Here is a 24,440-nt window from a genome sequence, read left to right as displayed (position 1 = left end):
GATCTTTGCGGATCAGATCGCCTTCAAATCACCCAGCAGCGTCGGGATCAATTCCGAAACGGTCGGGTGGATTGGCATGGACCACTTCAGCACCGGGTAGGTTGTGCCGGCATTCATGGCGTCGATGAAGCCGTGGATCACCTCGTCGCCCTCGATCCCGAGGATAGCTGCACCCAGGATTTCCTTGCTCTCCGCATCCGCGACCACTTTCATGAAGCCCTTGGTTTCGCCGCGCTCATTGGCGCGGCCGACTTTGCTCATCGGGCGGGTCGAGACCATGATCTTGCGGCCCGAGGCGCGTGCCTGCTTTTCCGTCATGCCGACGCGGCCGAGCGGCGGGTCGATATAGAGCGCATAGGCCGGAATGCGGCTCGACACTTTGCGATCGCCACCGTCGAGCAGATTGGCTGCGGCGATCTCGAAGTCATTATAGGACGTATGGGTGAAGGCACCGTGGCCGTTGCAGTCCCCGAGCGCCCATATGCCTTCGACATTGGTGGCTAGCTTGTCGTCGACGCTGATGAAGCCACGCTTGTCGATAGCCACACCTGCAGCATCGAGGCCGAGATCGTCGGTATTCGGCGTCCGGCCGGTGGCGACAAGCACGTGGCTTGCCTCGATCGTTTCGGAGTCGACCGTAACAGTTGCACCATCGGCGCCCTTGGCGAAGCGGATGTCCTTGACGTCGGTATGGATCCTTATGCCCTCGGACCTGAGGATATCGGCGATCGCATCGGAAATATCCTCGTCCTCGCGGGAGGCGAGTTTCGGGCCGCGCTCGATCACCGTTACCGCCGCACCGAAACGTCGATACATCTGTGCAAATTCCAAGCCGATATAGCTGCCGCCGATAATGGCGAGATGCTTCGGCAGGCTGTCGAGATGGATGATGCCGGTGCTGGTCAGATAATCGATATCGGCAAGGCCCGGCATGTCGGGGATTGTCGGGCGGGCGCCGACATTGAGGAAGATCTTCGGTGCCGTCAGCGTTTCGCCATTGACGACGACTTCTTTCGGGCCTGTGAAGCGGGCATGGCCGTAGATGACGGTCATGGTCTTCATGCTGCCGAACCAGTCGCTCAAACCGTCGCGGGCATCCTTGATGATCGTTTCTGCGCGATCGCGCACGGTCTTCATGTCGATTGCGATTTCGCCCGGGATCTGGACCCCGTAGTCGGCACCGCGCCGCGCCACATGGGCGGCGCGCGCACTTGCTACCAATGTCTTCGTCGGCATGCACCCTGCATTGACGCAGGTGCCGCCAAGGAACTTGCGTTCGATCAGCGCCACCCTCATGCCCGTTTCCGCCATGCGGGCGGCGAGGAATGGGCCGGCCTGGCCGGCGCCGATGAAGATTGCGTCGAAGCTCTTCATCAGACTGCCCACGCGATGATAATGGCGCCGACGACAGCGACGGCATCTTCGATCAGGGCAGCCGGACGATCCTGGCCGAAGGAGGCTGCAAGTTTGCCGCGGGCGGCTGCGCCGCCGAGCGTACCGATGACCGCGCCAATGATGCCGGCGATCAGGCCGCCGAAGAGCAGGCTGCTAGCGACACCGATGACGGCACCGCACAGCGCGCCGACGATGATGCGGGTAGCGAACTGGATCGGCACCTTGCGTGAGGGGGTGGAGGGCAACTGGTCGGTGATGAGCTCAATAACGGCGAGCGCCGTAAAGATCCACGGCGTCCATTGGTAACCCATGAAGGCGAGCGGTGTCTGAGAGAGATCGAACCAGCCGAGTGCAGCGCCCCAGGCAATGGCAGCAGGTGCGGTCATGGCGCGAAGACCGGCAATGACGCCGATCAGAAGTGCGAGCAGCAGAAACATATGCAAATCCCCCTTGCACCATCGGCCTCTCTGCCGCGGTGAGGGGAGGTTTGCACATTGTCATCCAGGTTGCAATTCGCCTCGCACGTCACGGAATCAGTTGGAGAAGGCGGCAATGCCTGTGATTGCACGACCGAGAATGAGCGCATGAATGTCATGCGTTCCCTCGTAGGTGTTGACCACTTCGAGATTGACGAGGTGACGGGCGACGCCGAACTCGTCGGAAATGCCGTTGCCGCCAAGCATGTCGCGGGCTGCCCGGGCAATCTCCAGTGCCTTGCCGCAGGAATTGCGCTTGAGGATCGACGTCAGTTCGACAGGCGGATGGCCCTCTTCCTTCATGCGGCCGAGACGCAAACATCCCTGAAGACCGAGCGAGATTTCAGTTGCCATATCGGCAAGCTTCTTCTGGATGAGCTGGTTGGCGGCAAGCGGCCGGCCAAACTGCTGGCGGTCCAGCGTATATTGCCGGGCCGTCGCATAGCAGGCTTCGGCTGCACCCAGCGCGCCCCAGGCGATGCCGAAGCGTGCGGAGTTGAGGCAGGTAAACGGACCCTTGAGGCCGCTGACGTTGGGCAGCAGGTTCTCTTCCGGCACGAAGACATTGTCCATGACGACTTCGCCTGTGATCGAGGCGCGAAGCCCAACCTTGCCCTGGATCTTCGGCGCCGAGAGACCCTTCCAGCCCTTTTCCAGGATGAAACCGCGAATGAGGCCATCGTCGGTCTTTGCCCAGACGACGAAGACATCGGCAATCGGCGCATTCGAGATCCAGGTCTTGGAGCCTGTCAGGCTATAACCGCCATCGACCTTCTTTGCCCGCGTCGCCATGGAGCCCGGATCGGAGCCGTGATTGGGCTCGGTCAGGCCAAAACAGCCGATCCATTCGCCGGTCGCAAGTTTCGGCAGATATTTCTGCTTCTGCTCTTCCGAGCCGAAGGCGTCGATCGGCACCATGACGAGGGAGGACTGCACGCTCATCATCGAACGATAACCGCTGTCGATGCGCTCCACCTCGCGGGCGATGAGACCATAGGCGACATAGCCGAGGCCGGCGCCGCCATATTCCGGATCGATCGTCGGGCCGAGAAGGCCGAGTTCACCCATCTCCCGGAAGATTTCCGGGTCGGTCTTCTCATTGCGGAAGGCTTCGAGCACACGGGGGCCGAGCTTCTCCTGCGCATAGGCATGTGCGGTCTCCTGCACCATGCGCTCCTCGTCGGTCAGCTGCTCCATGAGCCGGAAGGGATCTGCCCAGTCGAAAACCTCGCGCCTATGCTGCATGTCCAATCTCCTCACCATCATTCAGGCATGCCTGATCTATGGTCGCATAGACCTGCCCGGTTACGGCGTCAACAAGACGGGGTCGCGCACCAAAGATGCAGAAGTCATCTTTTCAAATGCGGATCGTTGCGCCAGTTTGCGGGCGACAGATTCTGGAATGAGGAGGCAGACATGTCATCAAGCGATCTCTTCGTATCGGCCGAAGGCGCCGAATGGGTAAACCCGGAGCCGGGCGTGACCCGCCGGATCATGACCTATCTGCCCGAGATGATGATGGTGGAAGTTGCGTTCGAGGCAGGCGCCGTTGGTACTGCGCATTTCCACCCGCATATACAGGCGAGCTATGTTGCCGAAGGCAGCTTCGAAGTGACGATCGACGGCCGCACTGAAGTCTTGAACCAGGGCGGCAGCTTCATCGTACCGCCCAATCTGGTCCACGGCGTCAAGGCGCTGGAAAAGGGGCGCCTGATCGACACATTCACTCCGCATCGCGCCGAATTCCTGAAATAATCACATCTCCGCCTTCGCCTTTCGTGCTGTGCCGATATAGGGCGGGATGAAACAGGCGTCTTCGCTGCGTGCCGTTTCCCTCAGGAAATCGATGACGGCGCGCACGCGCGGCGCTTGCTTCAAGTCGCGGTGGCAGGTGATCCAGTAATGCCGTTTGAGATCGATTTCGTCGGGCAGCACGCGCACCAATTCAGGATAACGGCAGGCGAAGAAATAGGGCAGGATGCCGAGGCCGAGGCCGTTTCTGGTGGCCGTCAGCTGCGCGAAGATGCTGGAACTCTGGAATTGGGGCTTGATGCGCGGATGCACGTCGCCGAGATAATCGAGCCCCGGCGCGAAGATCATTTCCTCGATATAACTGATGAAGGGATGGTTCAGCAGGTCGTCACGCGTCCGGATCGGCTCGGCGCGCGCCAAGTAATCGCGGGAAGCGTAGACCTGCAGATGATAGTCCGTCAGCTTTTCGGCAAAGTAGGGGCCGCCTTTGGGCTCGTCGAGGACGACGGAAATATCCGCCTCCTTGCGGGAGAGCGACATGATCTGCTGAATGGTGACCAATTCAAGCGCCAGATGCGGATGGCGGGCGGCAAATTGCGGCAGGACGGTCGCAAAGAAGAAATTCGCAAAGCCTTCCGGCGCACTCAAGCGAACGAGGCCGCGTTGGCTCAGCGAGCCATCGGACAGGTCGGCGCGCAGCCGCTCCGTTTCCTGTTCCATCTTCTCGGCGGTTTCGACGAAGCGCGTGCCCATGGCGGTCAGCACGTAGCCGCGGGGATTTCGCTCGAAAAGCTTGACCTTCAGGGCAAATTCCAGCCGGTCGATGCGCCGCGAGACGGTCGCATGGCTTGAGCGCAACTGCCGCGCCGCCGTTGAAAGCTGACCGGTGCGGGCGACAGCTAGAAAAAACTGCAGATCGTCCCAAGTAAATTGCGAAGCGTGGCTCATCGGCGTCGCCCATCCGTCTACGTCTTTGGTCTAATGTCGCCCACAAAGGCGCGCGTTGTGATTGTCACCGCGGCGGCATTATGACGGGGTCTGTTCAAAAACGAACAGATACTGTTTGGAATTAGATGTAAACCGCCAGTTGCCTCATGGAGGAAATTCCGTGATCGTAAGGGAGGAGTGATCGCTTTGAGGAGGGCGGGTCGCCAATTTTGAACAGATTCTCAATCTGGCCAATCTCTGGGAGGAGAGACTATGCGAAAGAAATTCATTGCGTCCGTTGCCTTTTTGCTTGCAAGCAGCACTGCCGTGTTCGCCCAAAGTGCGGCCATTTCCGATGGCAAGGTGAAGATCGGCATTCTGAACGACCAGTCGGGCGTCTATGCCGACTTCGGTGGCAAGTCCTCTGTCGAGGCTGCCAAGATGGCCGTCGAGGATTTCGGCGGCAAGGTGCTCGACATGCCGGTCGAGATCGTCAATGCCGACCACCAGAACAAGCCTGATATCGCCTCCAACATTGCCCGCCAGTGGTATGACACCGAACAGGTCGATGCCATCATGGAGCTGACGACATCTTCCGTGGCGCTTGCCGTGCAGGCCATAGCCAAGGAAAAGAAGAAGATCGATATCGTCACCGGTGCGGCGACGACGGATCTTACCGGCAAGGCGTGTTCACCCTATGGCTTCCATTGGGCCTATGACACCCATGCTCTGGCTGTCGGCACCGGCGGCGCGCTGGTCAAACAGGGCGGCGACAGCTGGTTCTTCCTGACGGCGGACTATGCCTTCGGCTATTCGCTGGAACAGCAGACCACCGATTACGTGAAGGCGAGCGGCGGCACGGTCGTCGGTTCGGTGCGTCATCCCCTGTCGACCCAGGACTTCTCGTCCTTCCTGCTGCAGGCGCAATCGTCGGGCGCCAAGGTGATCGGCCTTGCCAATGCAGGTCTCGACACGTCGAACGCCATTAAACAGGCCTCTGAATTCGGCATCACCCAGGGTGGTCAGCATCTGGCGGCGCTGCTGTTCACGCTTGCAGAAGTCCATGGCCTCGGCATGGAGGCGGCGCAGGGCCTGACGTTGACGGAAGGCTATTACTGGAACCGCGATGACCAGAGCCGGGAATTCGCCAAGAAGTTCTTCGCCCGCACCGGCAAGATGCCGAACATGATCCATACCGGCACCTATTCGGCCGTTCTGCAATATCTGAAGGCGATCCAGAAGGCTGGCACGGATGAGACGGAAGCCGTCGCCAAGCAGCTTCATGAAATGCCTGTCGATGATGTCTTCGGCCGCGGCGGCACGGTTGGCCCGAACGGCCGTATGATCCACGACATGTACCTGCTGCAGGTCAAGAAGCCGTCGGAAAGCAAGGAGCCGTGGGACTATTTCAACGTTCTCGCCACCATTCCGGGCAAGGAAGCCTATATCGACCCCGCCAAGAGCGGCTGCGATCTGGTGAAATAAGATATGGCGGTCTCCGCATTTGAAACTCGGGCCAAGCCGCGGGTGGTGCTTTCCGCCCGCGGCCTGCGCCGCGATTTCGGCGGCTTCACGGCCGTCAGGAATGTCGATCTCGATGTGCATGATGCGAGCGTGCATGCGCTGATTGGGCCAAACGGTGCCGGCAAGACGACGGTGTTCAACCTGCTCACCAAGTTCCTGCAGCCGACATCAGGCACCATCACGCTGATAGGCACTGACATCACCCGGACGCCGCCCGACCGGGTGGCGCGCATGGGCCTCGTCCGCTCCTTCCAGATATCCGCCGTCTTCCCGCACCTTTCGGTGCTCGACAATGTTCGGGTCGCCCTGCAGCGGCCGAACAATCTGTCCACGCAGTTCTGGCGGCCGCTTTCGGCACTCGACAGCCTGAATGACCGCGCTGAGCAATTGCTTGCGAGCGTGGGGCTTTCCAAGGAGCGCGATCACGTCGCCGCAGATCTCTCCTATGGCCGCAAGCGTGTGCTGGAGATTGCCACCACTCTGGCGCTCGATCCGAAAGTGCTGCTTCTCGACGAGCCGATGGCCGGCATGGGGCAGGAAGATGTCAGCGTCGTCTCCGCCATCATTCGCGACGTCGCCCGCGACCGGGCGGTTCTCATGGTCGAGCACAATCTCTCCGTCGTCGCCAATATCTGCCAGCATGTGACCGTTCTGCAGCGTGGGGAAATCCTCGCCGAGGGCGACTATGCAGCTGTCAGCCAGGACGAGCGCGTGCGGCAGGCCTACATGGGCACGGAGGAGCACCACTGATGGCGCCGCTTCTCGAAATTCAAGGTCTGAATGCCTGGTACGGCGAAAGCCATATTCTCCACGGCATCGACATGACGGTCGGTGAGGGTGAGATGATCACCATTCTCGGCCGCAATGGCGTTGGCAAGACGACAACTTTGCGCACCATCACCGGCATCGTACGTGCGCGAAAGGGAAAGCTCAGTTTTGCCGGCACCGACATGATGCAGGTGCCGCTTCACAAGACAGCGCACAAGGGCATCGGTTTCGTTCCGGAGGAGCGTGGGATCTTCGCGACGCTGACGGTTTCGGAAAATCTGATGCTGCCGCCTGTCGTGGCGCCCGGCGGCATGACTCTCGATGAGATCTATGAACTCTTTCCAAACCTTTATGAGCGGCGCACGAGTTCCGGCACCAAGCTTTCGGGCGGCGAGCAGCAGATGCTGGCGATCGCCCGCATCCTGCGCACGGGTGTGCGCCTCTTGTTGCTCGACGAGCCGACCGAGGGGCTGGCGCCCGTTATCGTCCAGCGGATCGGGGAGGTTTTGAAGACGCTGAAGGAACGCGGCATGACCATCGTGCTTGTCGAACAGAATTTCCGTTTCGCAAGCCGTATTGCCGATCGCTTCTATCTGATGGATCATGGGCAGATGGTCTCCGAATTCCCGGTCAGCGAACTGCCGCAGCGCATGGATATGCTGCACAAGGTTCTGGGAGTGTGATGCGATGACGATGATCTTCGGCATTCCCTTGCAGGCGCTGTTCGGCCAGCTGTTGATCGGCCTGATCAACGGGTCTTTCTATGCGCTGCTGAGCCTTGGTCTTGCGATCATTTTCGGTCTTCTGCGCGTCATCAATTTCGCGCATGGCGCCCAGTACATGCTCGGCGCTTTCGTTGCCTATCTGCTCTTGAATTATCTCGGTATTGGCTACTGGCCGTCGCTGGTCCTGGCGCCCGTCATCGTTGGGCTTGCCGGCGCTGTCATCGAGCGGCTCTTCCTGCGCAGGCTCTATGATCTCGATCCGCTCTATGGCCTGCTCTTCACTTTTGGCCTGGCGCTCGCCGTCGAAGGCACGTTCCGTTATCTCTACGGCTCGTCGGGCCAGCCCTATGCAACGCCGCCCGCACTTGCCGGCGGCATGAACCTTGGCTTCATGTTCCTGCCGATCTATCGCGGCTGGGTAGTGGGCGTTTCGCTCGTCGTCTGCATTGGCACCTGGCTCTTGATCGAAAAGACCAAGCTCGGTGCCTATCTGCGCTCGGCAACTGAAAACGCCACTCTGGTGCAGGTCTTCGGCGTCAACGTACCGGTCCTTTTGACCTTCACCTATGCGCTTGGCGCCAGCCTTGCTGCCTTTGCCGGTGTGCTTGCCGCACCCATCTATCAAGTCTCGCCGCTGATGGGCTCCAACATGATCATCGTCGTCTTCGCCGTGGTCGTCGTCGGCGGCATGGGCTCGATCATGGGCGCCATCATCACCGGCTATGTGCTCGGCATCGCGGAAGGTCTGACCAAGGTCTTCTATCCGGAAGCCTCTAACATCGTCATCTTCGTCATCATGGCGATCGTGCTTCTCATCAGGCCCGCGGGCCTCTTCGGACGGGATGCGTGACATGGCTGACATCACCGAAACGATCCGAACGGAAAAGAGCCGCACCGCCCTTTCGGTGCAGGCCGGCTTCCTGATCATCGGGCTCCTGCTTCTCTTGCTCGCGCCCTTCTTCTTCTACCCGATCTTTCTGATGAAGCTGCTCTGCTTCGCGCTCTTTGCCTGCGCCTTTAACCTGCTGCTCGGCTACACGGGGCTGCTGTCCTTCGGTCATGCGACCTTCTTCGGCGGGGCGGCCTATTTCACCGCCTATACAGTCAAATCCTGGGGATTCCCGCCGGAGCTCGGCATTCTCGTTGGTGTTGCCGGGGCGGCCCTTCTCGGCTTCGTCATGGGCTTCTTCGCGATCCGCCGCCAGGGCATCTATTTCGCCATGATCACGCTGGCGCTGTCGCAGATGTTCTTCTTCTTCTGCCTGCAGGCCGAATTTACCGAAGGCGAGGACGGCATCCAGTCCGTGCCGCGCGGCCACCTCTTCGGCTTCATCGATCTCAACAGCTCTACCAACATGTATTATTTCGTGCTGGTACTGTTCCTGATCGGACTTCTGATCATCTGGCGCTTCATCAATTCACCCTTCGGCATGATCCTGAAATCGATCCGCGAGAACGAGCAGCGGGCGATCTCGCTCGGCTATTCCGTGGCGCGTTACAAGCTCGGCGCTTTCGTGATGTCGGCAGCCCTTGCCGGGCTTGCCGGATCGGTCAAATCGCTGGTCTTCCAGTTTGCGACGCTGACAGATGTCGCCTGGCAGATGTCGGGTGAGGTGATCCTGATGACACTGCTTGGCGGCATCGGCACGCTGATTGGCCCGGTATTCGGCGCGGGCCTCGTCGTGACGCTGCAGAACTATCTGGCGACTTCGGAATTTCCGGTGACCATCATCACGGGTGTGGTCTTCATGATCTGCGTGCTGATTTTTCGCCGCGGCATCATCGGCGAATTCTACGCCTCGCGGCTCGGGCGTAAACTGGGCTTTGTCTATCGCCGCTGAACGGGCGGACCTCTTTCCTGCAATGGGAAAGGATGTGCAGCGGCGCCGCGAAATCCCGCCTCCTCGGCCCCGGGGAGGCGGGATGCAGGCATTTCGGAGTGCATGATCCATGGATCGCTATGACTACATCATCGTCGGGGCAGGTAGCGCCGGCTGCGTGCTCGCAAATCGGTTGTCAGCTGACCGCAACACGAGGGTCTTGCTGTTGGAGGCGGGCGGCAACGACAATTACCACTGGATCCACATTCCCGTCGGTTACCTCTACTGCATCAACAATCCGCGCACCGATTGGTGTTTTATCACCGCGCCCGAGGACGGGCTGAACGGGCGGGCGCTGAACTATCCGCGTGGTAAGGTGCTCGGTGGCTGCTCCTCGATCAACGGCATGATCTACATGCGCGGCCAGGCGCGCGATTACGATCTCTGGCGGCAGATGGGGTGCACCGGCTGGGGCTGGGAGGACGTGTTGCCGTTCTTCCGCAAGTCGGAGGATCACTACAGGGGCGGGGACGAGATGCATGGCGCCGGCGGCGAATGGCGCGTGGAAAAGGCGCGCGTGCGCTGGGATGTGCTCGATGCCTTCCAGCAGGCGGCCAAGGAGGCCGGCATTCCCGAAACGGCGGATTTCAATCGCGGCAGCAACGAAGGCTCCGGCTATTTCGACGTCAACCAACGCTCCGGCATCCGCTGGAACGCGACCAAGGCCTTCCTGCGCCCGGCGATGAAACGCGGCAATCTCACTGTGATGACGAAGGCGCAGGTTCGGCGATTGTTGATCGACGAAGGCGCCGTTGTCGGCGTCGAATTCCAACATCGCGGCACGGCAAAGCGGGCCTATGCCGCAAAGGAAACCGTGCTGTCGGCCGGCTCCATCGGTTCGCCACACATTCTGGAACTGTCGGGCGTCGGCCGCGGCGAGGTTCTGCGTCAGGCTGGCATCGATGTGCTGACAGAGGTGAAGGGCATAGGCGAGAACCTGCAGGATCACCTGCAGCTTCGGCTTGCCTACAAAGTGACGGGCGTGCCGACCCTCAACGAAAAGGCGTCGAAGCTGATCGGCAAGGCGGCGATCGGGCTTGAATATCTCATGCGCCGCTCTGGGCCGATGGCTATGGCACCGAGCCAGCTTGGTATCTTCACCCGTTCGGGACCGGACAAGGAAACGCCCGATCTGCAGTATCACGTGCAGCCGGTGTCGCTGGAGAAATTCGGCGATCCGGTCCACGCCTTTCCTGCGATTACAGCGAGCGTCTGCAATCTCAGGCCGGAAAGCCGCGGCTCCGTGCATGTTTCCAGCCCGGATTTTGCCGCCCAGCCAATCATTGCGCCAAGATACCTCTCGACGCAGCGCGATCGCGACATAGCTGTTCGTTCGATAAAGCTGACGCGCAGGATCGTGGCTCAGCCCTCGTTCGCCCGTTTCCATCCGGAGGAATTCAAGCCGGGTCCGAGCTATCAGAGCGAAGCGGAACTGGAAAAGGCGGCAGGCGATATCGGCACGACGATCTTCCATCCCGTCGGCACCTGCCGCATGGGCGTCGATCGGGATAGCGTGGTCGATCCGCGGCTCCGGCTGCGGGCGCTCGCCAGGCTGAGGATCGCGGACGCCTCGGTGATGCCGGCCATCACGTCCGGCAACACCAATTCACCGACGATCATGATCGCCGAAAAGGCAGCGGCCATGATCCTCGAAGACAACAGATAGGAGATGACCATGGCAAGGATCGGATTCATCGGGCTTGGCAATATGGGTGGGCCGATGGCCGCCAATCTCGTCAAGGCTGGGCACGAGGTTCTGGGTTTCGATCTGGCGGCACCGGTGCTGAAGGCCGCCGAGGAGAGCGGCGTGAAGCCCGCGAGCCACGCGAGCCAGGCGGTCAAGGAGGCCGAGATCGTCATCACCATGCTGCCGCAGGGAAAACATGTGCTGACGGCCTGGGCGGATATCCTGCAATCGGCCAATCAGGGGGCGCTCGTCATCGATTGCTCGACGATCGATGTCGAAAGCAGCCGCAAGGCGCATGAGATGGCCAAGGCCGCAAGTTGCCGGTCGCTCGATGCACCGGTTTCCGGCGGTACCGGCGGGGCGAGTGCCGGCACGCTGACCTTCATGGCTGGCGGATCCGAGGAAGCCTTCGCCAAGGCGAAACCGATCCTGGAGGCCATGGGTAAGAAGATCGTCCATTGCGGCGAGGCCGGCGCCGGACAGGCAGCGAAGATCTGCAACAACATGATCCTCGGCATTTCCATGGTCGGCGTGTGCGAAGCCTTCGTGCTTGCCGAAAAGCTCGGCCTTTCGCATCAGGCGCTCTTCGATGTCGCCTCCACGTCATCCGGGCAGTGCTGGTCGATCAATACCTATTGCCCGGTGCCGGGACCTGTGCCGACATCGCCTGCCAATAACGACTACAAACCGGGCTTTGCGGCCGCACTGATGCTCAAGGATCTCAGGCTCTCGCAGGAGGCCGCACTTGCAAGCGGCGCCTCCACGCCGCTTGGCGCAGAGGCCGCGCAGCTTTATGCGCTCTTCGAGAAGCTCGGCAACGGCGGCAGGGATTTCTCCGCCATCATCGAGCTGTTCCGCGAAAAGACGTGAGGCGGATTTATCGCTCCCAATAAGCGCCGATGCTCATCCTATGGCGGTCATGGCTGCGCTCGGTCTTCAGGAAATCGCGGATGCGTTTTGCTTCGGATCGTTCGCAGCCGGCCCAGACGAAAGTGTCGGCATCGGCGTCGGCCAGCGCGTTTCTGACGGCGCTCTCGACGAGACCCATCGTGCCGGCGGGCGCGCCATGACGATGCATCCAGATGAGGTCGACCTTGCCGGCCGATGGCATCCCAAGCTCTTCCGATGGACCATCGACTTCCAGGAAAATCCGTAGCTGCGTTCCAGGGGGAACTTCGGCGGCGATACGCGATATGGCGGGCAAGGCCGTCTCGTCTCCTGCGAGGATCATTGACGTGGCTTCCGGCACGCCGCCTCCGCCGGGGCCGAGTGCGCCGGCGATATCACCGGGCTTCGCATTCATCGCCCATTCGGCGCCAGGCATGTTTTCGCCCTCATGCAGCACAAAGTCGATATCGATCTCGCCGCGCTCCAGATCGATGCTGCGGAACGTGTAGATGCGCACGGTCAGCGCATCCTCGTCCTTCGCCCATTCGATGCGGCCGTCCGCGCGCAGTTTCGGCCAGACGGGCGTGCGACCCTTCGGCGGAATGAGCAGACGGAAGTGCAACCCGCCGTGAGCGAAATGCCTGGCATCGTCGCAGGCCACAGTCACGCGGCGCATATGCGGGCTGACATTGCGGGCGCCGACCACCCGGATTTCGCGCAAATCTGGCAGCTGGTCCGCTTTCGGCGCGTCCGACCAGGTTATTTTCAATCTCTCTTCACCGGCGAACTGGAAGAGATGCTCGGCAAGCACCGAGCGGACATTCTGAAGCGCCCGCGCGCTCCTGCAGGAAAGCTGGATGGCGAGCTTGCGGCCTTCGTGGCGGATATCGGCCCTGCCGGTAATCATCTCCAGCGTCACCAGATCGCCTTCGCGCTTGACGGTGCTGTGTTCGGCAAAATGCGAGCAAAGCGCGTCGAGCATCCTGCCGGGATCGACGGCGATTGCGACGCCAGATGCGATAAAAGGCTCAGCTAGCATTGTTTGATGTCCTTTTGTCAAACTGCTCGGGTGAACAATGCCATGCGCTACAACAGATAGCTGACCGGCTCGTTGCGAACCGGATGCGGGAAGACGCCCATGCCGACACCGAAGATCGACTGCAGCTTGTCGGCCTGCATGATCTCGGCCGGCGTTCCCTCTGCGGTGATCTTGCCGTGGTTGAGGGCGATGATCGCATCGCAATAGCGGGCCGCGAGATTGATGTCGTGCAGCACGATGATGACTGTGAGCCCACGTTCGTGGCTGAGTTCCTGCACCAGCGAAAGAACGCTTGCCTGATGGGCGAGGTCCAGCGCCGACGTGGGTTCGTCGAGCAGCAGGCAACGGGCGTTCTGCGCAAGCATCATCGCGATCCAGGCGCGCTGGCGCTCGCCACCAGACATGCTGGCGACGAGACGGTCGGCAAAATCCTCGAGTTCGGTACGGATGATTGCTTCCTCGACCATCTCGCGGTCCGTGGCGCTGAAACGGCCGAGTGTGCCGTGCCAGGGAAAGCGGCCGAGCGCCACGAGTTCGAGCACGGTCATGCCGTCAGTTGCCGGGGTGAACTGCGGCATGTAAGCGACATGGCGGGCGAAGGCGCGGCTGCTCCAGTCGGCGGCGGCCTTGCCGTCGAAGGAAATCATACCGTTCTTTGGGGCGACCTGCCGGGCGATGATTTTCAGAAGTGTGCTTTTGCCGGAACCGTTCGGGCCGACAAGGCCATAGATGCGGCCAGCCTCGAGCGTCAGATCGATGCCGTTGAGGATGGGCCTGGTGCCGATGGCATAGTCTATTCCGGAAAGGTTCAGGAAGGGCGTGGACACAAGGAAACTCCGGTTTCGCTGCAAAGGTTCGGGAGAAGCCCTCCCTTTATAGCAGGCTCCTCAAAAACTAAACCTGATTTGTCAACTTACCATTTCTTGCTGAGCTTAAATGTGACCGTGCGTGCATCGCCGTAACCGCAGACTGTCAGACCTTGGCAGCTTGACACATATTCCTTGTCGAAGAGATTGGCGACGTTGAGCGAGGCGCCCCAGTTTTCGTTCTCATACCGGATCGCCGCGTCGAAGAGGGTGGCGGCCGGTACCTTCTCGGTATTGAGCTCATCGGCCCAGGACGTTCCCTGGTGACGGACACCTGCGCCAAAGCTCAGGCCTTCCAACGTACCTGTCGTAACCGTGTAGTCGAGCCAAAGCGACGCTGTCACCTTCGGCACGATGTAAGGCGATTTGCCGATCAGGCGTGGGTCGGCTTCGTTCTCAAGCACTTCCATATCGGTATAATCGACCCCCGCAATGACCTTCCAGTTATCATTGACGTTGATCTTGCTTTCCAGTTCGAAGCCGCGCGAGCGCACTTTGCCAAGCTGGCTCTGGGCGAAGGTCGCTGGGTTGGTAACCGTGTTGTTGCGCTTGTCGATCTGGAAGACGGACGCGGTGATGGAGCCATCGAAGAAGGTCGGCTCGTATTTGACGCCACCCTCAATCTGGTAGCCTTCTTCCGGCTTCAGCGGACCGGAGACGCCTGTGCCGATCAGCGGATTAAAGAAGGTTGCGACGCTGACATAGGGCGTCAGGCCGGTGTCGAATTCATAGGCAAGACCGGCACGACCGCTCACGGCATTGTCGTCCGAACTATAAGACGTTCCGACAATGGCATCCGAATTGGTATCAACATAGTCGTAACGGCCGTTCAGCGTCAGCAGCCAGCCGTTGCCAAAATGGATCTGGTCCTGAGCGTAGAGACCAAGCTGCCTCTGAGTGACTGTCTGATCAATCTGAATGTCGTTTGCCGGCTGGGGCAGGCCATAGATCGGATCGGTGGCGCTGATCGGCGTCGCGACGGTCGGCCATGTCGGCCATTTCTGCAGATTGTCGAGTTTGTAATACTTGTAGTCCAGGCCGACGAGCATGTTGTGCGTGGCGCCGCCAAACTCGGCGTCGCCTTCCAGCCGATTGTCCATGCCGAAGGAATCGACTCCGGAGCGGCCTTCGAAGCCGACACGCGCCAGCAGATAATCGGGACCTGTTGGCGCCCCGCCGTTCCAGCCATTCAGATATGGGCCGATCTCATGCTTGTCGAGGCGGCCATAGCGCAGGTTCTGGGAGAACTTGATGCCATTGTCGAATTCATGCTCGAATTCGTAGCCGATCATCTTCTGGACATAGCTGCCGTCGTCGATATCGGGCTCGCCATAGAAGGCATCCCGCGGGATTTTGCCGAAAGGTGCATCCTTGACCGTACCGACATAGGGGAAGAAGCCGTTGCCGGTATGGACCTGGTCGAGGCCGCCGATATAACCCCATACCGTGAAGCTCGTCGCATCGTCAGGGGTGATTTGCAGTTGCGGCATGATGAAGCTGCGGAAATCACGAGAGGAATCCGAATAGTTATCGCCACCGGCAACCTTTCCGGTGATGCGATAGGTCATGGTCTCGCTGGAGCCGACCTTGTCGGAGATATCAAATCCCGTGAAGGCGTTGCCATTACTGTTGATGCCGATATCGGTGTAATAGAGTGGCTCGTCCAGCGGGCGCTTGCGCACGAGATTGATGATGCCGCCCGGGTTGGCGCCGCCATAGAGAACCGAGGCAGGACCCTTCAGGACATCGACGCGCTCCAGCATGAAAGGATCGATCTGGAAGCCGCCGAAGCCATAGCTGAAGAGCGTGAGGTTGTCGAAGAAGACACCGGTCTGTGTGGCGTTGAAGCCGCGGATGTAGAACCAGTCGGTATCGGGGTCATTGCCGAAGGGCTGGGTTGTGACGCCGGGAGTGTAAAGGAGCGCCTCATCGACCTTGTTGGTGATACCACGGTCATCCATTTCCTGCTTGCCGATGACGGAGACTGACTGCGGGATTTCGTTGATCGGCGTGTCGCTCTTGGAGCCGGCAGTCGAATTCTTCGCGACATAACCTTTGACCGGGCCGGTGGCGCTGTCATCGCCGCCTTGGATGACGATCGGCGCCAGTTGTGTCGGGCTGACGTCCTGAGCAAGAGCGGAGGATGCCGCCATGATGCCGGCGACGGCCGCTCCTGCCATTAGATATGCCCTGAAGATGAGCCGCTCAGTCTGCGATCGCATAGAATACCCCACTCGTGCCGCGGCTTTTCCTGCCACGGTATGGCTTTGAATAAGTCGAGTGTTTAACTCAATTTTAATTTGCCGGATTGTCGCGATCGGGTGGAAATTGAACGTTCTTGGGCAATATTCCGCGCGGCGTGCAAAAGCCCGGACGTGTTGCACTTACGCAATCTGCGCCTTTTTCCAGTTCGCCGGCGTGGTTCCTAGGTTCTTGCGGAAGACACGGGTGAAATGGGCCTGGTCGGCAAAGCCGGTTTCGACAGCGATGGTTGTCAGCGGATACTCGCTGCGCACGAGCAGATGTTTTGCGCGATCGAGGCGGAGATTGGTCTGATATTGATGCGGCGCCACACCGGTCGATGCCTTGAAGGCGTGGCTGAAGTGCGATTGCGACAGGCCCGTGACGGATGCCAGTTCCTCAAGCCGGATGTTGCGCAGGCAGTTTTCCTCGATGAAATCGGTGGCGCGGCGTAATTGCCAGCCGGCAAGCTTGCTGCGCTTGCGCGGCTGCACCTTGGTAAGCTTCAGCACATCGATGATGAGGGAGAGCGACAGGCCGTCGCCATAGAGATCATGCAGCGGCTGCGGATTGACACATTCGGCGGCAATCAGCTGGGCGAGCGACAACAGGCGCTCGTCGGAAAACAGGAGTTGGGCATTGGCGAGGCGCTGCGGATCGAGATCGTCGCCGAGCCTTCGGCTGATCGTCTCGACATCGAAATGAATGTCGAGATGGCGCAGCGAATGCACATCCACCAGATCGGCCCAGACTTCCATATCGGCCGGCACATAGGAGATTGGCCGCTTTTCGGTGTCCTGAACCGTGCCGTGGGCGCGTGGCGAAAGCTTTACTCGCGAATTGCCCGGCCCACGCTTTTCAAGGAGGATGAAAAGCCGCGGGTCGCGCGATACGTAATAGCCACCGGAATGGGGAGCGCAGTCCACATCCCAGACATCGGCCACGATGCCGTTCCACACCCGACGATTGACGCCTTTGGTGACGGAAAAGCCGTGAATCCTGTTTTGCATGCGCGGTTGAAACGTCATTTCCACTTCTGTCTCCGACCGACGGCCGAATAAACCTTCGTGTTAAACTCAAGTTTAATACAGGAGGCGGAGTGGGATGACAATCACCCAGTTCATGCGGGTGGAAATGCCGCTATCAGGCGACGGAGAAGGTCAACCTAGCGCTGTCGCCGAAGCGGATGTCGATCTCCCCGGGTTCGGTGAGTTCGACCGCCCCGCTAAGAGTACCCGTCGTGACAAGCGCGCCCGATTTCAGTGAATCTTCTGGGCGCAGCGGGTCGTTGGCGTAATCGACCAGCCAGGTCACGATGTCGCCCTTCGGATGTTTGGCAAGACCGTCATAGATCGTCTTGCTGTCTTGGGTGACCTTCAGCGGCGTGCTTGCCGCGGTATCGATAAAACTTTTTGCGACGGAGGGGCCGAGCACATAGCCGCTATTGCCGAGGCGGTCTGCGAGGAAGAGAAGGAAGGAGACAGCACCGCTTTCCTTGACCGCGCTGACCAGCAGTTCGGCGCCAAGATAAGCGGTGGAGATCGCCTCCAGCACTTCGGCGCGGCTATAGGGGGCACCCTTGCGATAGGGCAGATCCCTGCCCAAGCGAACGGCAATTTCGGTTTCGAATTTCAGGCCCGGTTACCAGGCAATGGTGGCGCCGGAGGTGGCTTCGGCATAGGGATGGAGAGGTGCGGTGACCGGCTGGCCCTCGGGCGAGGCCGTGACTTTCCAGGCGTTGCTCGTAACCCCTTCTTCAATCTTGAGGGCATCCTGGGTTGCCATCGCCTGGTTCAGATCAGCCGGCAGCGAAAAGGTGCTCGTCGGCTCCTGCTTTGCGGCCTGGCGCAAGCCGCGGAGTTTGGTGGCCAGTGCGCGCGGGTCGAATGAATCAGTCATGCTGTTTCCTCCATCAAATCGAGAGGTGCCACAGTAGCGGCGCAGCCGACGTGGACAAGGCCAGTCTTGGAAAGGCTGTTATTCCATCGCGGCGTACCAGCGCTCCCGGTAGGCGGGAAGGCCTGGAATTGCCTGCGGCGAGAAGTGTTTTTCCACCCCGGATACCGGCTTGATGCCGGCAAGCAGGGCAGCGCCCTGACTGGTGCCGGTAGAGCCCGGCAGCGCCATCGTATCGCGGCCGGTGATTGCGGCAATCAGCGACAGATAGGTCTCGTTCAATGCGAAAGGACCCTCGACGATGATTGGACCTTTGGCGCCGATCAACCCGAGGCAGGCCTCCGTCATCAATGCGAGATAGAGGCAGGCAGCGGCATATCGTTCGTCGCGGCTCGCATCTTCCGCGTTGATCCAGCGGCTGACCTTGCCCGGAAAGGGACCGGAGCCGGGCGCCACGTTCGGCAGCAACATGATGCCCCTTTCGACGACATCCGCGATAACAGCTTTTGCCTCTGCATCGCCGACCTTGCCGATCTCGGCCGAGAGGATTTCGAATTCGCGACCGCCCATGAAGCGGGAGGAGGGCACGGCGCGGCCATAGGCATCGACATTGGCGAGCGCATCGCGCTTGGCGTCGAGATGGGCGAGATCTCCGCCGACGCCGAAATTGATGACCCAGGTCCCGGTCGAGACGACGGTAAAGGGCGCCTCGCGGCCGACGAGATGCGGCAGCAGTGACGCGTTGGAATCATGGATGCCGCAATAGACCGGCACCGAGAGACCGATTTCTTCGGCAATGTCCGGCAGAACGGGACCGAGTGGATCAAAGGCCGAATGGATCGGCGCCATCCGGTCGCGAATGGCAAGCGCATCGACCAGCGAAGAGTAGGCACCGGTCTTCGGGTTCCAGAGGTCCGTGTGGCAGCCGAGCGAGGTTGCCTCGTTTGCCGCCACGCCGGTCAATCGTGCCGACCAATATTGTGCATAGGTGAGGATGGTTGCGACCTTGGCGAACTCTCCGGCAAAAGCCGTTTTCTGGTAATGGAGTTGCGCCCCGATATTCAGACCCATTGAAAGACGGGGCGAGAAGGTTTCGGTGAAGGGCGGCCGCAACGCGTCATAGGCGTCGCGGATCTCCTGCGGGTATTCATGCTCATAGTCGATGACGGGCATCGCAAGCTTGCCGTCGGCGGCGAGCAGGGCCGCGGCCGCGCCATGCGTGGTGATCGAGATCGCGTCGAAACCCGGCTCACTGGCAAAGGCTTTCAGCGAAGCGAGAGCGAAGCTCCAGAGTGCTTCAATATCATAATGCGGATAGAGGCCGTCGCGGATGACCGTATTCGGCTGCTTGCGGACGGCGATTTCTGCGCCCGTCGCACTGTCGAGAACGACGACCTTGGCGTTTGTCTTGCCGATATCGAGAACGGCGATGCGGCGGTAATCGCTCATGGCATATGAAAAACAGTAACGAGGTCGCTCTGTACGGGCGAATTGTCCGGATTGGACGCCATGATATCAGCCATATGCGCCCACCATTTCTTCATGACGGGATGGTCCGGCAGGCTTGCCATCGTGTGATCCTGCGGCCGGGTCAATACGCCGAAAAGCGTGTTGGTCTCGCGGTCGAGATGAATGGAATAGTCGCTGGCGCCGGACTGATGCAGTAGCTCGACCAGTTCCGGCCAAATCTCGTTATGGCGCTTGCGATATTCAGCCTCCATACCGGGATTGAGCTTCATCTTGAAGGCGTGTTTTTCCAGGGTCATTTGGCGCTCATGGCTTTGATGCGGCGGGCGATGATCGGGATCGCGATGGTGATGATCAGGAGCAGGCCGATGAAGATCGACATGACGATGCCGGGCACGTTCAACAGGCCAAGGCCGAAAGTGACAAGGCCCATGACGAAGGCGGCGATGACGACGCCGCCGATCGTGCCGGAGCCGCCGAGGATCGAGATGCCGCCAAGCACGACCATGGTGACGACTTCGAGTTCCCAGCCTTGCGCGATCGAAGGACGCGTCGAGCCGAGGCGCGAGGTCAGGCAGACGGCGGCGACACCGCTCATCACACCGGTCAGCAGGAAGAGGATGAATTTGACGCGCTCGACCGGAATGCCGGAGAAACGGGCGGCAAAATCATTGTTGCCGATCGTATAGACTTGTCGGCCGAAATTCGTGGCATGCAGCAGGATGGCAAAGAGGATCGCCAGCACGATGAACAGTACGAATTCGAAGGAGAAGACCCAGACGACGTAACCCTGGCCGAAATAGGCGAAATCCGCCGGATATTTGCCGTAGGCCTGGTCGCCGAGCACGATGTAGGAAATGCCGCGGAATAGGCTCATCGTGCCGATGGTGACGACGATCGACGGCAGCTTCAACACCGAGACGAGGAAGCCGTTGAAGATGCCGCAGAGAAGACCGGTGCCGATGCCGATCAGCACGAGGCCCGGCGTACCGACGCCGACCTGCGCTGCAGCACCCATGGCCGTCGAGGCAAGGGCGATGATGGCGGCGACCGACAGGTCGATTTCGCCGGCGATGACGAGCAGCGCCATGGCGAAGGCGATCATCGCCTTTTCGGTGAAGTTGAAGGTCGCGTCAGACAGGTTCCAGGCATCGAGGAAATAGGGCGAAGCCACGGAATTGAAGATGAAGATCAGGACGGCGACGCCGAAGAGCAGCACTTCCCAGCTCGACATGATGCGCTTGAAGGGCGTGCCGAGCCGATCGGGGATGACGCGTTTTTCAGGTGTTGACGAAACGGCGCTCATGCTGCGACCTCCGCTGCTGCGCGATCCCGCAGGATGATACGCCCGCGATTGCGCTCGCGCCTTGCGTTGAAGACGACGGCGAGGATGATGACGGTTCCGGAGATCGCCATCTGCGTGAAAGGCGAAATGCCAATGACGGGAAGGGCGTTCTTGATGACGCCAAGAAAGAGTGCGCCGAGCACCGTGCCGGCTACCGAGCCGACACCGCCGGCAATCGAGATGCCGCCGATGACGCAGGCCGCGACGCTATCGAGTTCGAAACCGTTGGCAATGTCGACATAGGCGACTGCATAACGGGAAACCCAGAGATAGCTGGAAAGACCGGCAAGCGCACCGGAGAGCACGAAGGCCAGAAATTTCGTCTTGCCCGTATTGATACCGGCATAGACGGCGGCCGTCGGATTGCCGCCGGTCGCATAGGCCGACCGGCCGAACTGGCTGTAGCGCAGCAACATATACATCAGCCCGACGATGATGATCGCAACCCAGCTTAAGACCGGCAGGCCGAGGATCGGCGCGCGGGGAACGGCAAGGAAAGTCGGCGTCATCTGATGCGCGTTCACCCAGGCGCCGCCCGAGAGCACGAAGGCCATGCCGCGATAGATGGTGAGCGTGCCGAGGGTGACGACGATCGGCGGGATTTCCAGGCGCCAGACGAGGAAGCCGTTGATCGAACCGAGGGCTGCGCCAATTACGACGGCTGCGAGAATGAGGACGATGAGCGGCAGTCCAGGGAAGGCAGCATTCATCATCGCAATCGCCATGCCGGTAAAGGCAAGGTTGGCCGCGACCGAAAGATCGATCGATTTTGTCAGGATGACCGTCATCTGGGCAAGCGCCAGGATGATCAGGATTGCCGTATCGTTGAAGATGCCGGCGAGATTGTCCGGTGTCGCGAAATCGGCAGCGCGCGTCGAGAACACGGTAATCATCACCACGATGATGGCAAAGAGCAGGGTTTCGCGTTTTCTGATCAGTCTCATCATACCCGTCACCTCATGCATTTCCGGTCGCCGCGCGCACCAGCGCTTCCGGTGAAAGCCGATCGCGTTCGAAGAGCCCGGCCGACAGGCCTTCTTTCATGACCAGAACGCGGTCCGACATGCCGATGATCTCGGGCAATTCGGAAGAGATCATGATGATAGAAAGGCCCTCGGCAGCGAGCTCGCTTATGAAGCCGTGGACAGCAGCCTTCGAGCCGATGTCGATGCCTTTAGTTGGCTCATCCAGGATGATGACCTTGGGCATGGTGGCGAGCCACTTGCCGATGACGACCTTCTGCTGGTTGCCGCCCGAAAGCGTGCCGACCGGCACTGAAAGGGCAGCGGCACGCAGGTCCAGGCGTTCGGCATATTTGCGGGCGAGCGCGAATTCTTCCGCCGCCTGCAGGAAGCCCTTGCGCGAGGTGCGCGTCAGCGAGGGCAGCGTCATGTTCTGATAGATCGGCATTGGCAGGGCCAGTCCATGGCGGCCGCGCTCTTCCGGCACATAGACGATGCCGGCGCGAATGGCGTCATGCGGAGAATTGATCGAAATCTCCCGGCCTTCAAGCGATAGTCTGCCGGAGAGCGGCCTGGTGATGCCGAAGAGCGATTGGGCTAGTTCCGACCGTCCGGCGCCGATCAGGCCGTAGATGCCTAGAATTTCGCCCTTGCGCAGCGTCAGCGAAATGTCGCGGAATTCGGTGCGGTGGCTGTATTTTTCGACTTCGAGTACCGGCCCGCCGATCGCCACGTCGATCTTCGGGAAGGCGTTTTCGACGTCGCGGCCGACCATCATGCGGACGATTTCGTCCTGCGGCGTTTCCTTCAGCTTCCCGTGACCGACATCGCGGCCGTCGCGGAAGACGACATAATTGTCGGCGATTTCGTAGAGCTCGTCGAATTTGTGGCTGATGAAGAGGATGGCCTTGCCGCTTGCCTTCAGGCCTTCGACGATGCGGAAAAGATCGTCGATCTCCTTGCGTGACAGGGCAGCGGTCGGTTCGTCCATGATGACGATGCGGGCCTCGATCGACAGAGCGCGAGCGATCGCCACGAGATGGCGCTGCGCAATCGAGAGGTCCTTCAGGCGGATCGTCGGATCGATATTGCTTTCGAGCGAAGTCAGCAGCGTTCTTGCGCGGCTATTCATCTCGCTCCAGTCGATCGTGCGCCAGCGTGTGCGTGGCGCATGGCCGAGAAAGATGTTTTCAGCAACCGAAAGCTCGTCGAAAAGCACGGTTTCCTGATGGATGGCGGTCACGCCGGCATCGATGGCGGCCTGTGCCGTCGCAAAATGCACCGGCTTGCCGTCGACGATGATCTCGCCCTCGTTCGGGCGGTAGATGCCGGTCAGGATCTTGACGAGCGTCGACTTGCCGGCGCCGTTTTCGCCGATCAATGCCGTCACCTTGCCGGGATAGAGCGCGATGCTGACATTATCGAGCGCCTTCACGCCCGGAAAGATCTGCGAGATGCCGCGCATTTCCAGAATGGCGGCTGCGTCGTCGGTTTTTTGATCCGCGACGGGGTGTTGAAGGGCAGGGGACATCAGCAAGCTTACCACCATCGAAAGAGAAGCCCGGCGGCAGAGCCGCCGGGTGTCCGTTCATGATCTCTGAAATCAGAAGACCTTGGAGAACTGGTCGATGTTCGAGGCATTGTAGACGAAGGGGTCGGCCATAGCGGCTTCGCCATTGTCGCCGATCTTGATCTTGCCCATGCGGCCGGCTTCGATTTCGCTGCCCGGCTTGCCATCGGCATCACCCTTTGCCAGATGATAGGCGATCTGGGTTGCGGAATAGCCGAGGTCGATCGGGTTCCAGATGGCGAATTCCTTCGTGGCGCCCGACTTGATCGCGCCAGCCATTTCGGATGGCAGGCCGAGACCGGTGACGTAGACCTTGCCAACGAGGCCCTTGTCTTCAACGACCTTGGAAGCAGCCAGAACGCCGACCGTCGTCGGAGCGACGATGACCTTGACGTTCGGGTTGGACTTCAGGAGGCCTTCGGCTTCACGATAGGACTTGTCCGAGAGGTCGTCGCCGTAAACCGTGGTGACGAGGTTGAGACCCGGGAAGTCCTTGAGCTGCTTCTTCATCTGGTCGATCCAGATGTTCTGGTTGGTCGAGGTCGTCGTCGCCGACAGGATGGCGAAGTCACCCTTGCCGCCGTCGAGATGATCCTTGGCGAGCGTCAGGCACATCTTGCCGATCAGCTCGTTGGAAGACGGGTTGAGCTGCAGGATGCGGCCTTCCGGAGCAACGCCGGAATCCCAGGAGATGACCTTGATGCCGCGCTGGGCAGCCTTCTTCAGAGCCGGAACGACAGCGTCCGGATCGTTTGCCGAGATGGCGATGGCATCGACGCCCTGGGCGATCAGCGAGTTGATGACTTCGATCTGGCCTTCGGCCGTCGTGCTCGTCGGGCCGGTGTAGATCACTTCTACGCCGCCGAGTTCCTTGGCTGCTTCCTGAGCGCCCTTGTTGGCGGCGTCGAAGAAACCGTTGCCAAGCGACTTCACGACGAGGCCGATCTTGATGTCCTTGGCGCTTGCGGCGCCGGCCATCATGGCGACGGCAAACGCCACGCCGATTGCAAGTGTCTTTGCAAGTTTCATGTC

22 protein-coding genes and 1 pseudogene are annotated in these 24,440 nt (G+C 60.3%); 8 read left to right on the top strand and 15 right to left on the bottom strand.

Annotated elements, in window-relative coordinates:
• Positions 1-12: 12 nt before the first annotated feature.
• From FHT92_RS15150 to FHT92_RS15140, 3 genes are all read right to left on the bottom strand, one after another.
• Positions 13-1,374, bottom strand: coding sequence for an FAD-containing oxidoreductase (locus FHT92_RS15150; protein WP_183826558.1), 1,362 nt, complete (start codon positions 1,372-1,374; stop codon positions 13-15).
• Positions 1,374-1,832, bottom strand: coding sequence for a DUF4126 family protein (locus tag FHT92_RS15145; RefSeq protein ID WP_183826555.1), 459 nt, complete (start codon positions 1,830-1,832; stop codon positions 1,374-1,376). The genes FHT92_RS15150 and FHT92_RS15145 overlap by 1 nt, the downstream gene beginning before the upstream one ends.
• A 96-nt stretch (positions 1,833-1,928) precedes the next feature.
• Positions 1,929-3,116, bottom strand: coding sequence for an acyl-CoA dehydrogenase (locus FHT92_RS15140; protein WP_183826552.1), 1,188 nt, complete (start codon positions 3,114-3,116; stop codon positions 1,929-1,931).
• Between the two features lie 171 nt (positions 3,117-3,287).
• Here FHT92_RS15140 and FHT92_RS15135 point away from each other — a divergent pair, with 171 nt between their 5' ends.
• Complete coding sequence (locus FHT92_RS15135) at positions 3,288-3,626, top strand: cupin domain-containing protein (protein ID WP_183826549.1); 339 nt, start codon at positions 3,288-3,290, stop codon at positions 3,624-3,626.
• Here FHT92_RS15135 and FHT92_RS15130 read toward each other — a convergent pair whose 3' ends face one another.
• Entirely contained in the window at positions 3,627-4,571 is a 945-nt protein-coding gene (locus tag FHT92_RS15130) for a LysR family transcriptional regulator (protein ID WP_183826546.1), read from the bottom strand.
• 252 nt (positions 4,572-4,823) lie between these two features.
• Between FHT92_RS15130 and FHT92_RS15125 the strand changes: the two genes are divergently transcribed.
• The 7 genes from FHT92_RS15125 (at position 4,824) to mmsB (ending at position 12,004) form a co-directional block, all read left to right on the top strand.
• A complete protein-coding gene (locus FHT92_RS15125) occupies positions 4,824-6,035 on the top strand; it encodes an ABC transporter substrate-binding protein (RefSeq protein WP_183742759.1) in 1,212 nt (403 codons plus the stop codon).
• A gap of 3 nt (positions 6,036-6,038) precedes the next feature.
• On the top strand, positions 6,039-6,824 hold the full coding sequence (locus FHT92_RS15120) for an ABC transporter ATP-binding protein (RefSeq protein WP_183826542.1): 786 nt from the start codon (positions 6,039-6,041) through the stop codon (positions 6,822-6,824).
• Entirely contained in the window at positions 6,824-7,525 is a 702-nt protein-coding gene (locus FHT92_RS15115; protein ID WP_183826539.1) for an ABC transporter ATP-binding protein, read from the top strand. The genes FHT92_RS15120 and FHT92_RS15115 overlap by 1 nt, the downstream gene beginning before the upstream one ends.
• A 4-nt stretch (positions 7,526-7,529) precedes the next feature.
• Complete coding sequence (locus FHT92_RS15110; RefSeq protein ID WP_183826536.1) at positions 7,530-8,417, top strand: branched-chain amino acid ABC transporter permease; 888 nt, start codon at positions 7,530-7,532, stop codon at positions 8,415-8,417.
• 1 nt (position 8,418) lies between these two features.
• Positions 8,419-9,408, top strand: coding sequence for a branched-chain amino acid ABC transporter permease (locus FHT92_RS15105; RefSeq protein ID WP_183826533.1), 990 nt, complete (start codon positions 8,419-8,421; stop codon positions 9,406-9,408).
• A 109-nt stretch (positions 9,409-9,517) separates the two neighbouring features.
• Entirely contained in the window at positions 9,518-11,113 is a 1,596-nt protein-coding gene (locus FHT92_RS15100; RefSeq protein WP_183826530.1) for a GMC family oxidoreductase, read from the top strand.
• 9 nt (positions 11,114-11,122) lie between these two features.
• Positions 11,123-12,004, top strand: coding sequence for a 3-hydroxyisobutyrate dehydrogenase (gene mmsB, locus FHT92_RS15095; RefSeq protein WP_183826527.1), 882 nt, complete (start codon positions 11,123-11,125; stop codon positions 12,002-12,004).
• 7 nt (positions 12,005-12,011) lie between these two features.
• On the opposite strand, the gene FHT92_RS15090 is transcribed toward mmsB, so the two are convergent.
• The 11 genes and pseudogenes from FHT92_RS15090 to rhaS all read right to left on the bottom strand — a co-directional run bounded on the left by FHT92_RS15090 (position 12,012) and on the right by rhaS (position 24,437).
• The gene (locus FHT92_RS15090) at positions 12,012-13,061 is read right to left on the bottom strand and encodes a siderophore-interacting protein (RefSeq protein WP_183826524.1); all 1,050 of its coding nucleotides are present in this window, start codon (positions 13,059-13,061) and stop codon (positions 12,012-12,014) included.
• Between the two features lie 47 nt (positions 13,062-13,108).
• Entirely contained in the window at positions 13,109-13,888 is a 780-nt protein-coding gene (locus FHT92_RS15085; protein ID WP_183826521.1) for an ATP-binding cassette domain-containing protein, read from the bottom strand.
• An 86-nt stretch (positions 13,889-13,974) separates the two neighbouring features.
• Positions 13,975-16,149 (bottom strand): TonB-dependent siderophore receptor, encoded by a 2,175-nt coding sequence (locus FHT92_RS15080; protein ID WP_183826518.1) that lies wholly within the window; start codon positions 16,147-16,149, stop codon positions 13,975-13,977.
• A gap of 162 nt (positions 16,150-16,311) precedes the next feature.
• Positions 16,312-17,196: a helix-turn-helix domain-containing protein gene (locus FHT92_RS15075; RefSeq protein ID WP_183743472.1), complete on the bottom strand. Its 885-nt coding sequence runs from the start codon at positions 17,194-17,196 to the stop codon at positions 16,312-16,314.
• Between the two features lie 115 nt (positions 17,197-17,311).
• A pseudogene (locus FHT92_RS15070) lies at positions 17,312-18,067 on the bottom strand (fumarylacetoacetate hydrolase family protein).
• Positions 18,068-18,145: 78 nt separating this feature from the next.
• Positions 18,146-19,513, bottom strand: coding sequence for an FGGY-family carbohydrate kinase (locus FHT92_RS15065; protein WP_183826516.1), 1,368 nt, complete (start codon positions 19,511-19,513; stop codon positions 18,146-18,148).
• On the bottom strand, positions 19,510-19,830 hold the full coding sequence (rhaM, locus tag FHT92_RS15060) for an L-rhamnose mutarotase (protein WP_183826513.1): 321 nt from the start codon (positions 19,828-19,830) through the stop codon (positions 19,510-19,512). The genes FHT92_RS15065 and rhaM overlap by 4 nt, the downstream gene beginning before the upstream one ends.
• Positions 19,827-20,837 carry an ABC transporter permease gene (locus FHT92_RS15055; RefSeq protein WP_183826510.1) on the bottom strand — a complete coding sequence of 337 codons (1,011 nt, stop codon included), beginning with the start codon at positions 20,835-20,837 and terminating at the stop codon, positions 19,827-19,829. Before FHT92_RS15055 ends, rhaM begins: the two co-directional genes overlap by 4 nt.
• Positions 20,834-21,823, bottom strand: coding sequence for an ABC transporter permease (locus FHT92_RS15050; RefSeq protein WP_183826507.1), 990 nt, complete (start codon positions 21,821-21,823; stop codon positions 20,834-20,836). Before FHT92_RS15050 ends, FHT92_RS15055 begins: the two co-directional genes overlap by 4 nt.
• Positions 21,824-21,833: 10 nt before the next feature.
• Positions 21,834-23,369, bottom strand: coding sequence for a sugar ABC transporter ATP-binding protein (locus tag FHT92_RS15045; protein WP_183826504.1), 1,536 nt, complete (start codon positions 23,367-23,369; stop codon positions 21,834-21,836).
• A 72-nt stretch (positions 23,370-23,441) separates the two neighbouring features.
• Positions 23,442-24,437 carry a rhamnose ABC transporter substrate-binding protein gene (rhaS, locus tag FHT92_RS15040; RefSeq protein WP_183725586.1) on the bottom strand — a complete coding sequence of 332 codons (996 nt, stop codon included), beginning with the start codon at positions 24,435-24,437 and terminating at the stop codon, positions 23,442-23,444.
• Positions 24,438-24,440: the final 3 nt, after the last annotated feature.

The sequence above is a fragment of the Rhizobium sp. BK377 genome (genome assembly GCF_014193935.1).
In the GTDB taxonomy this organism is placed as follows: domain Bacteria; phylum Pseudomonadota; class Alphaproteobacteria; order Rhizobiales; family Rhizobiaceae; genus Rhizobium.
The sequence above is the reverse complement of the archived record's forward strand: the minus strand, read 5'-3'. Positions and strand labels throughout refer to the sequence as shown.

What these genes read in the sequence shown, in the direction of transcription:
- FHT92_RS15090 (WP_183826524.1), bottom strand. Translation starts at nt 13,061, where the DNA reads ATGCTAGCTGAGCCTTTTATCGCATCTGGCGTCGCAATCGCCGTCGAT.
- FHT92_RS15130 (WP_183826546.1), bottom strand. Translation starts at nt 4,571, where the DNA reads ATGAGCCACGCTTCGCAATTTACTTGGGACGATCTGCAGTTTTTTCTA.
- mmsB (WP_183826527.1), top strand. Translation starts at nt 11,123, where the DNA reads ATGGCAAGGATCGGATTCATCGGGCTTGGCAATATGGGTGGGCCGATG.
- rhaS (WP_183725586.1), bottom strand. Translation starts at nt 24,437, where the DNA reads ATGAAACTTGCAAAGACACTTGCAATCGGCGTGGCGTTTGCCGTCGCC.
- FHT92_RS15145 (WP_183826555.1), bottom strand. Translation starts at nt 1,832, where the DNA reads ATGTTTCTGCTGCTCGCACTTCTGATCGGCGTCATTGCCGGTCTTCGC.
- FHT92_RS15150 (WP_183826558.1), bottom strand. Translation starts at nt 1,374, where the DNA reads ATGAAGAGCTTCGACGCAATCTTCATCGGCGCCGGCCAGGCCGGCCCA.
- FHT92_RS15135 (WP_183826549.1), top strand. Translation starts at nt 3,288, where the DNA reads ATGTCATCAAGCGATCTCTTCGTATCGGCCGAAGGCGCCGAATGGGTA.
- FHT92_RS15045 (WP_183826504.1), bottom strand. Translation starts at nt 23,369, where the DNA reads ATGTCCCCTGCCCTTCAACACCCCGTCGCGGATCAAAAAACCGACGAC.
- FHT92_RS15105 (WP_183826533.1), top strand. Translation starts at nt 8,419, where the DNA reads ATGGCTGACATCACCGAAACGATCCGAACGGAAAAGAGCCGCACCGCC.
- FHT92_RS15075 (WP_183743472.1), bottom strand. Translation starts at nt 17,196, where the DNA reads ATGACGTTTCAACCGCGCATGCAAAACAGGATTCACGGCTTTTCCGTC.
- FHT92_RS15110 (WP_183826536.1), top strand. Translation starts at nt 7,530, where the DNA reads ATGACGATGATCTTCGGCATTCCCTTGCAGGCGCTGTTCGGCCAGCTG.
- FHT92_RS15125 (WP_183742759.1), top strand. Translation starts at nt 4,824, where the DNA reads ATGCGAAAGAAATTCATTGCGTCCGTTGCCTTTTTGCTTGCAAGCAGC.
- FHT92_RS15050 (WP_183826507.1), bottom strand. Translation starts at nt 21,823, where the DNA reads ATGATGAGACTGATCAGAAAACGCGAAACCCTGCTCTTTGCCATCATC.
- FHT92_RS15120 (WP_183826542.1), top strand. Translation starts at nt 6,039, where the DNA reads ATGGCGGTCTCCGCATTTGAAACTCGGGCCAAGCCGCGGGTGGTGCTT.
- FHT92_RS15055 (WP_183826510.1), bottom strand. Translation starts at nt 20,837, where the DNA reads ATGAGCGCCGTTTCGTCAACACCTGAAAAACGCGTCATCCCCGATCGG.
- rhaM (WP_183826513.1), bottom strand. Translation starts at nt 19,830, where the DNA reads ATGACCCTGGAAAAACACGCCTTCAAGATGAAGCTCAATCCCGGTATG.
- FHT92_RS15100 (WP_183826530.1), top strand. Translation starts at nt 9,518, where the DNA reads ATGGATCGCTATGACTACATCATCGTCGGGGCAGGTAGCGCCGGCTGC.
- FHT92_RS15115 (WP_183826539.1), top strand. Translation starts at nt 6,824, where the DNA reads ATGGCGCCGCTTCTCGAAATTCAAGGTCTGAATGCCTGGTACGGCGAA.
- FHT92_RS15080 (WP_183826518.1), bottom strand. Translation starts at nt 16,149, where the DNA reads ATGCGATCGCAGACTGAGCGGCTCATCTTCAGGGCATATCTAATGGCA.
- FHT92_RS15065 (WP_183826516.1), bottom strand. Translation starts at nt 19,513, where the DNA reads ATGAGCGATTACCGCCGCATCGCCGTTCTCGATATCGGCAAGACAAAC.
- FHT92_RS15140 (WP_183826552.1), bottom strand. Translation starts at nt 3,116, where the DNA reads ATGCAGCATAGGCGCGAGGTTTTCGACTGGGCAGATCCCTTCCGGCTC.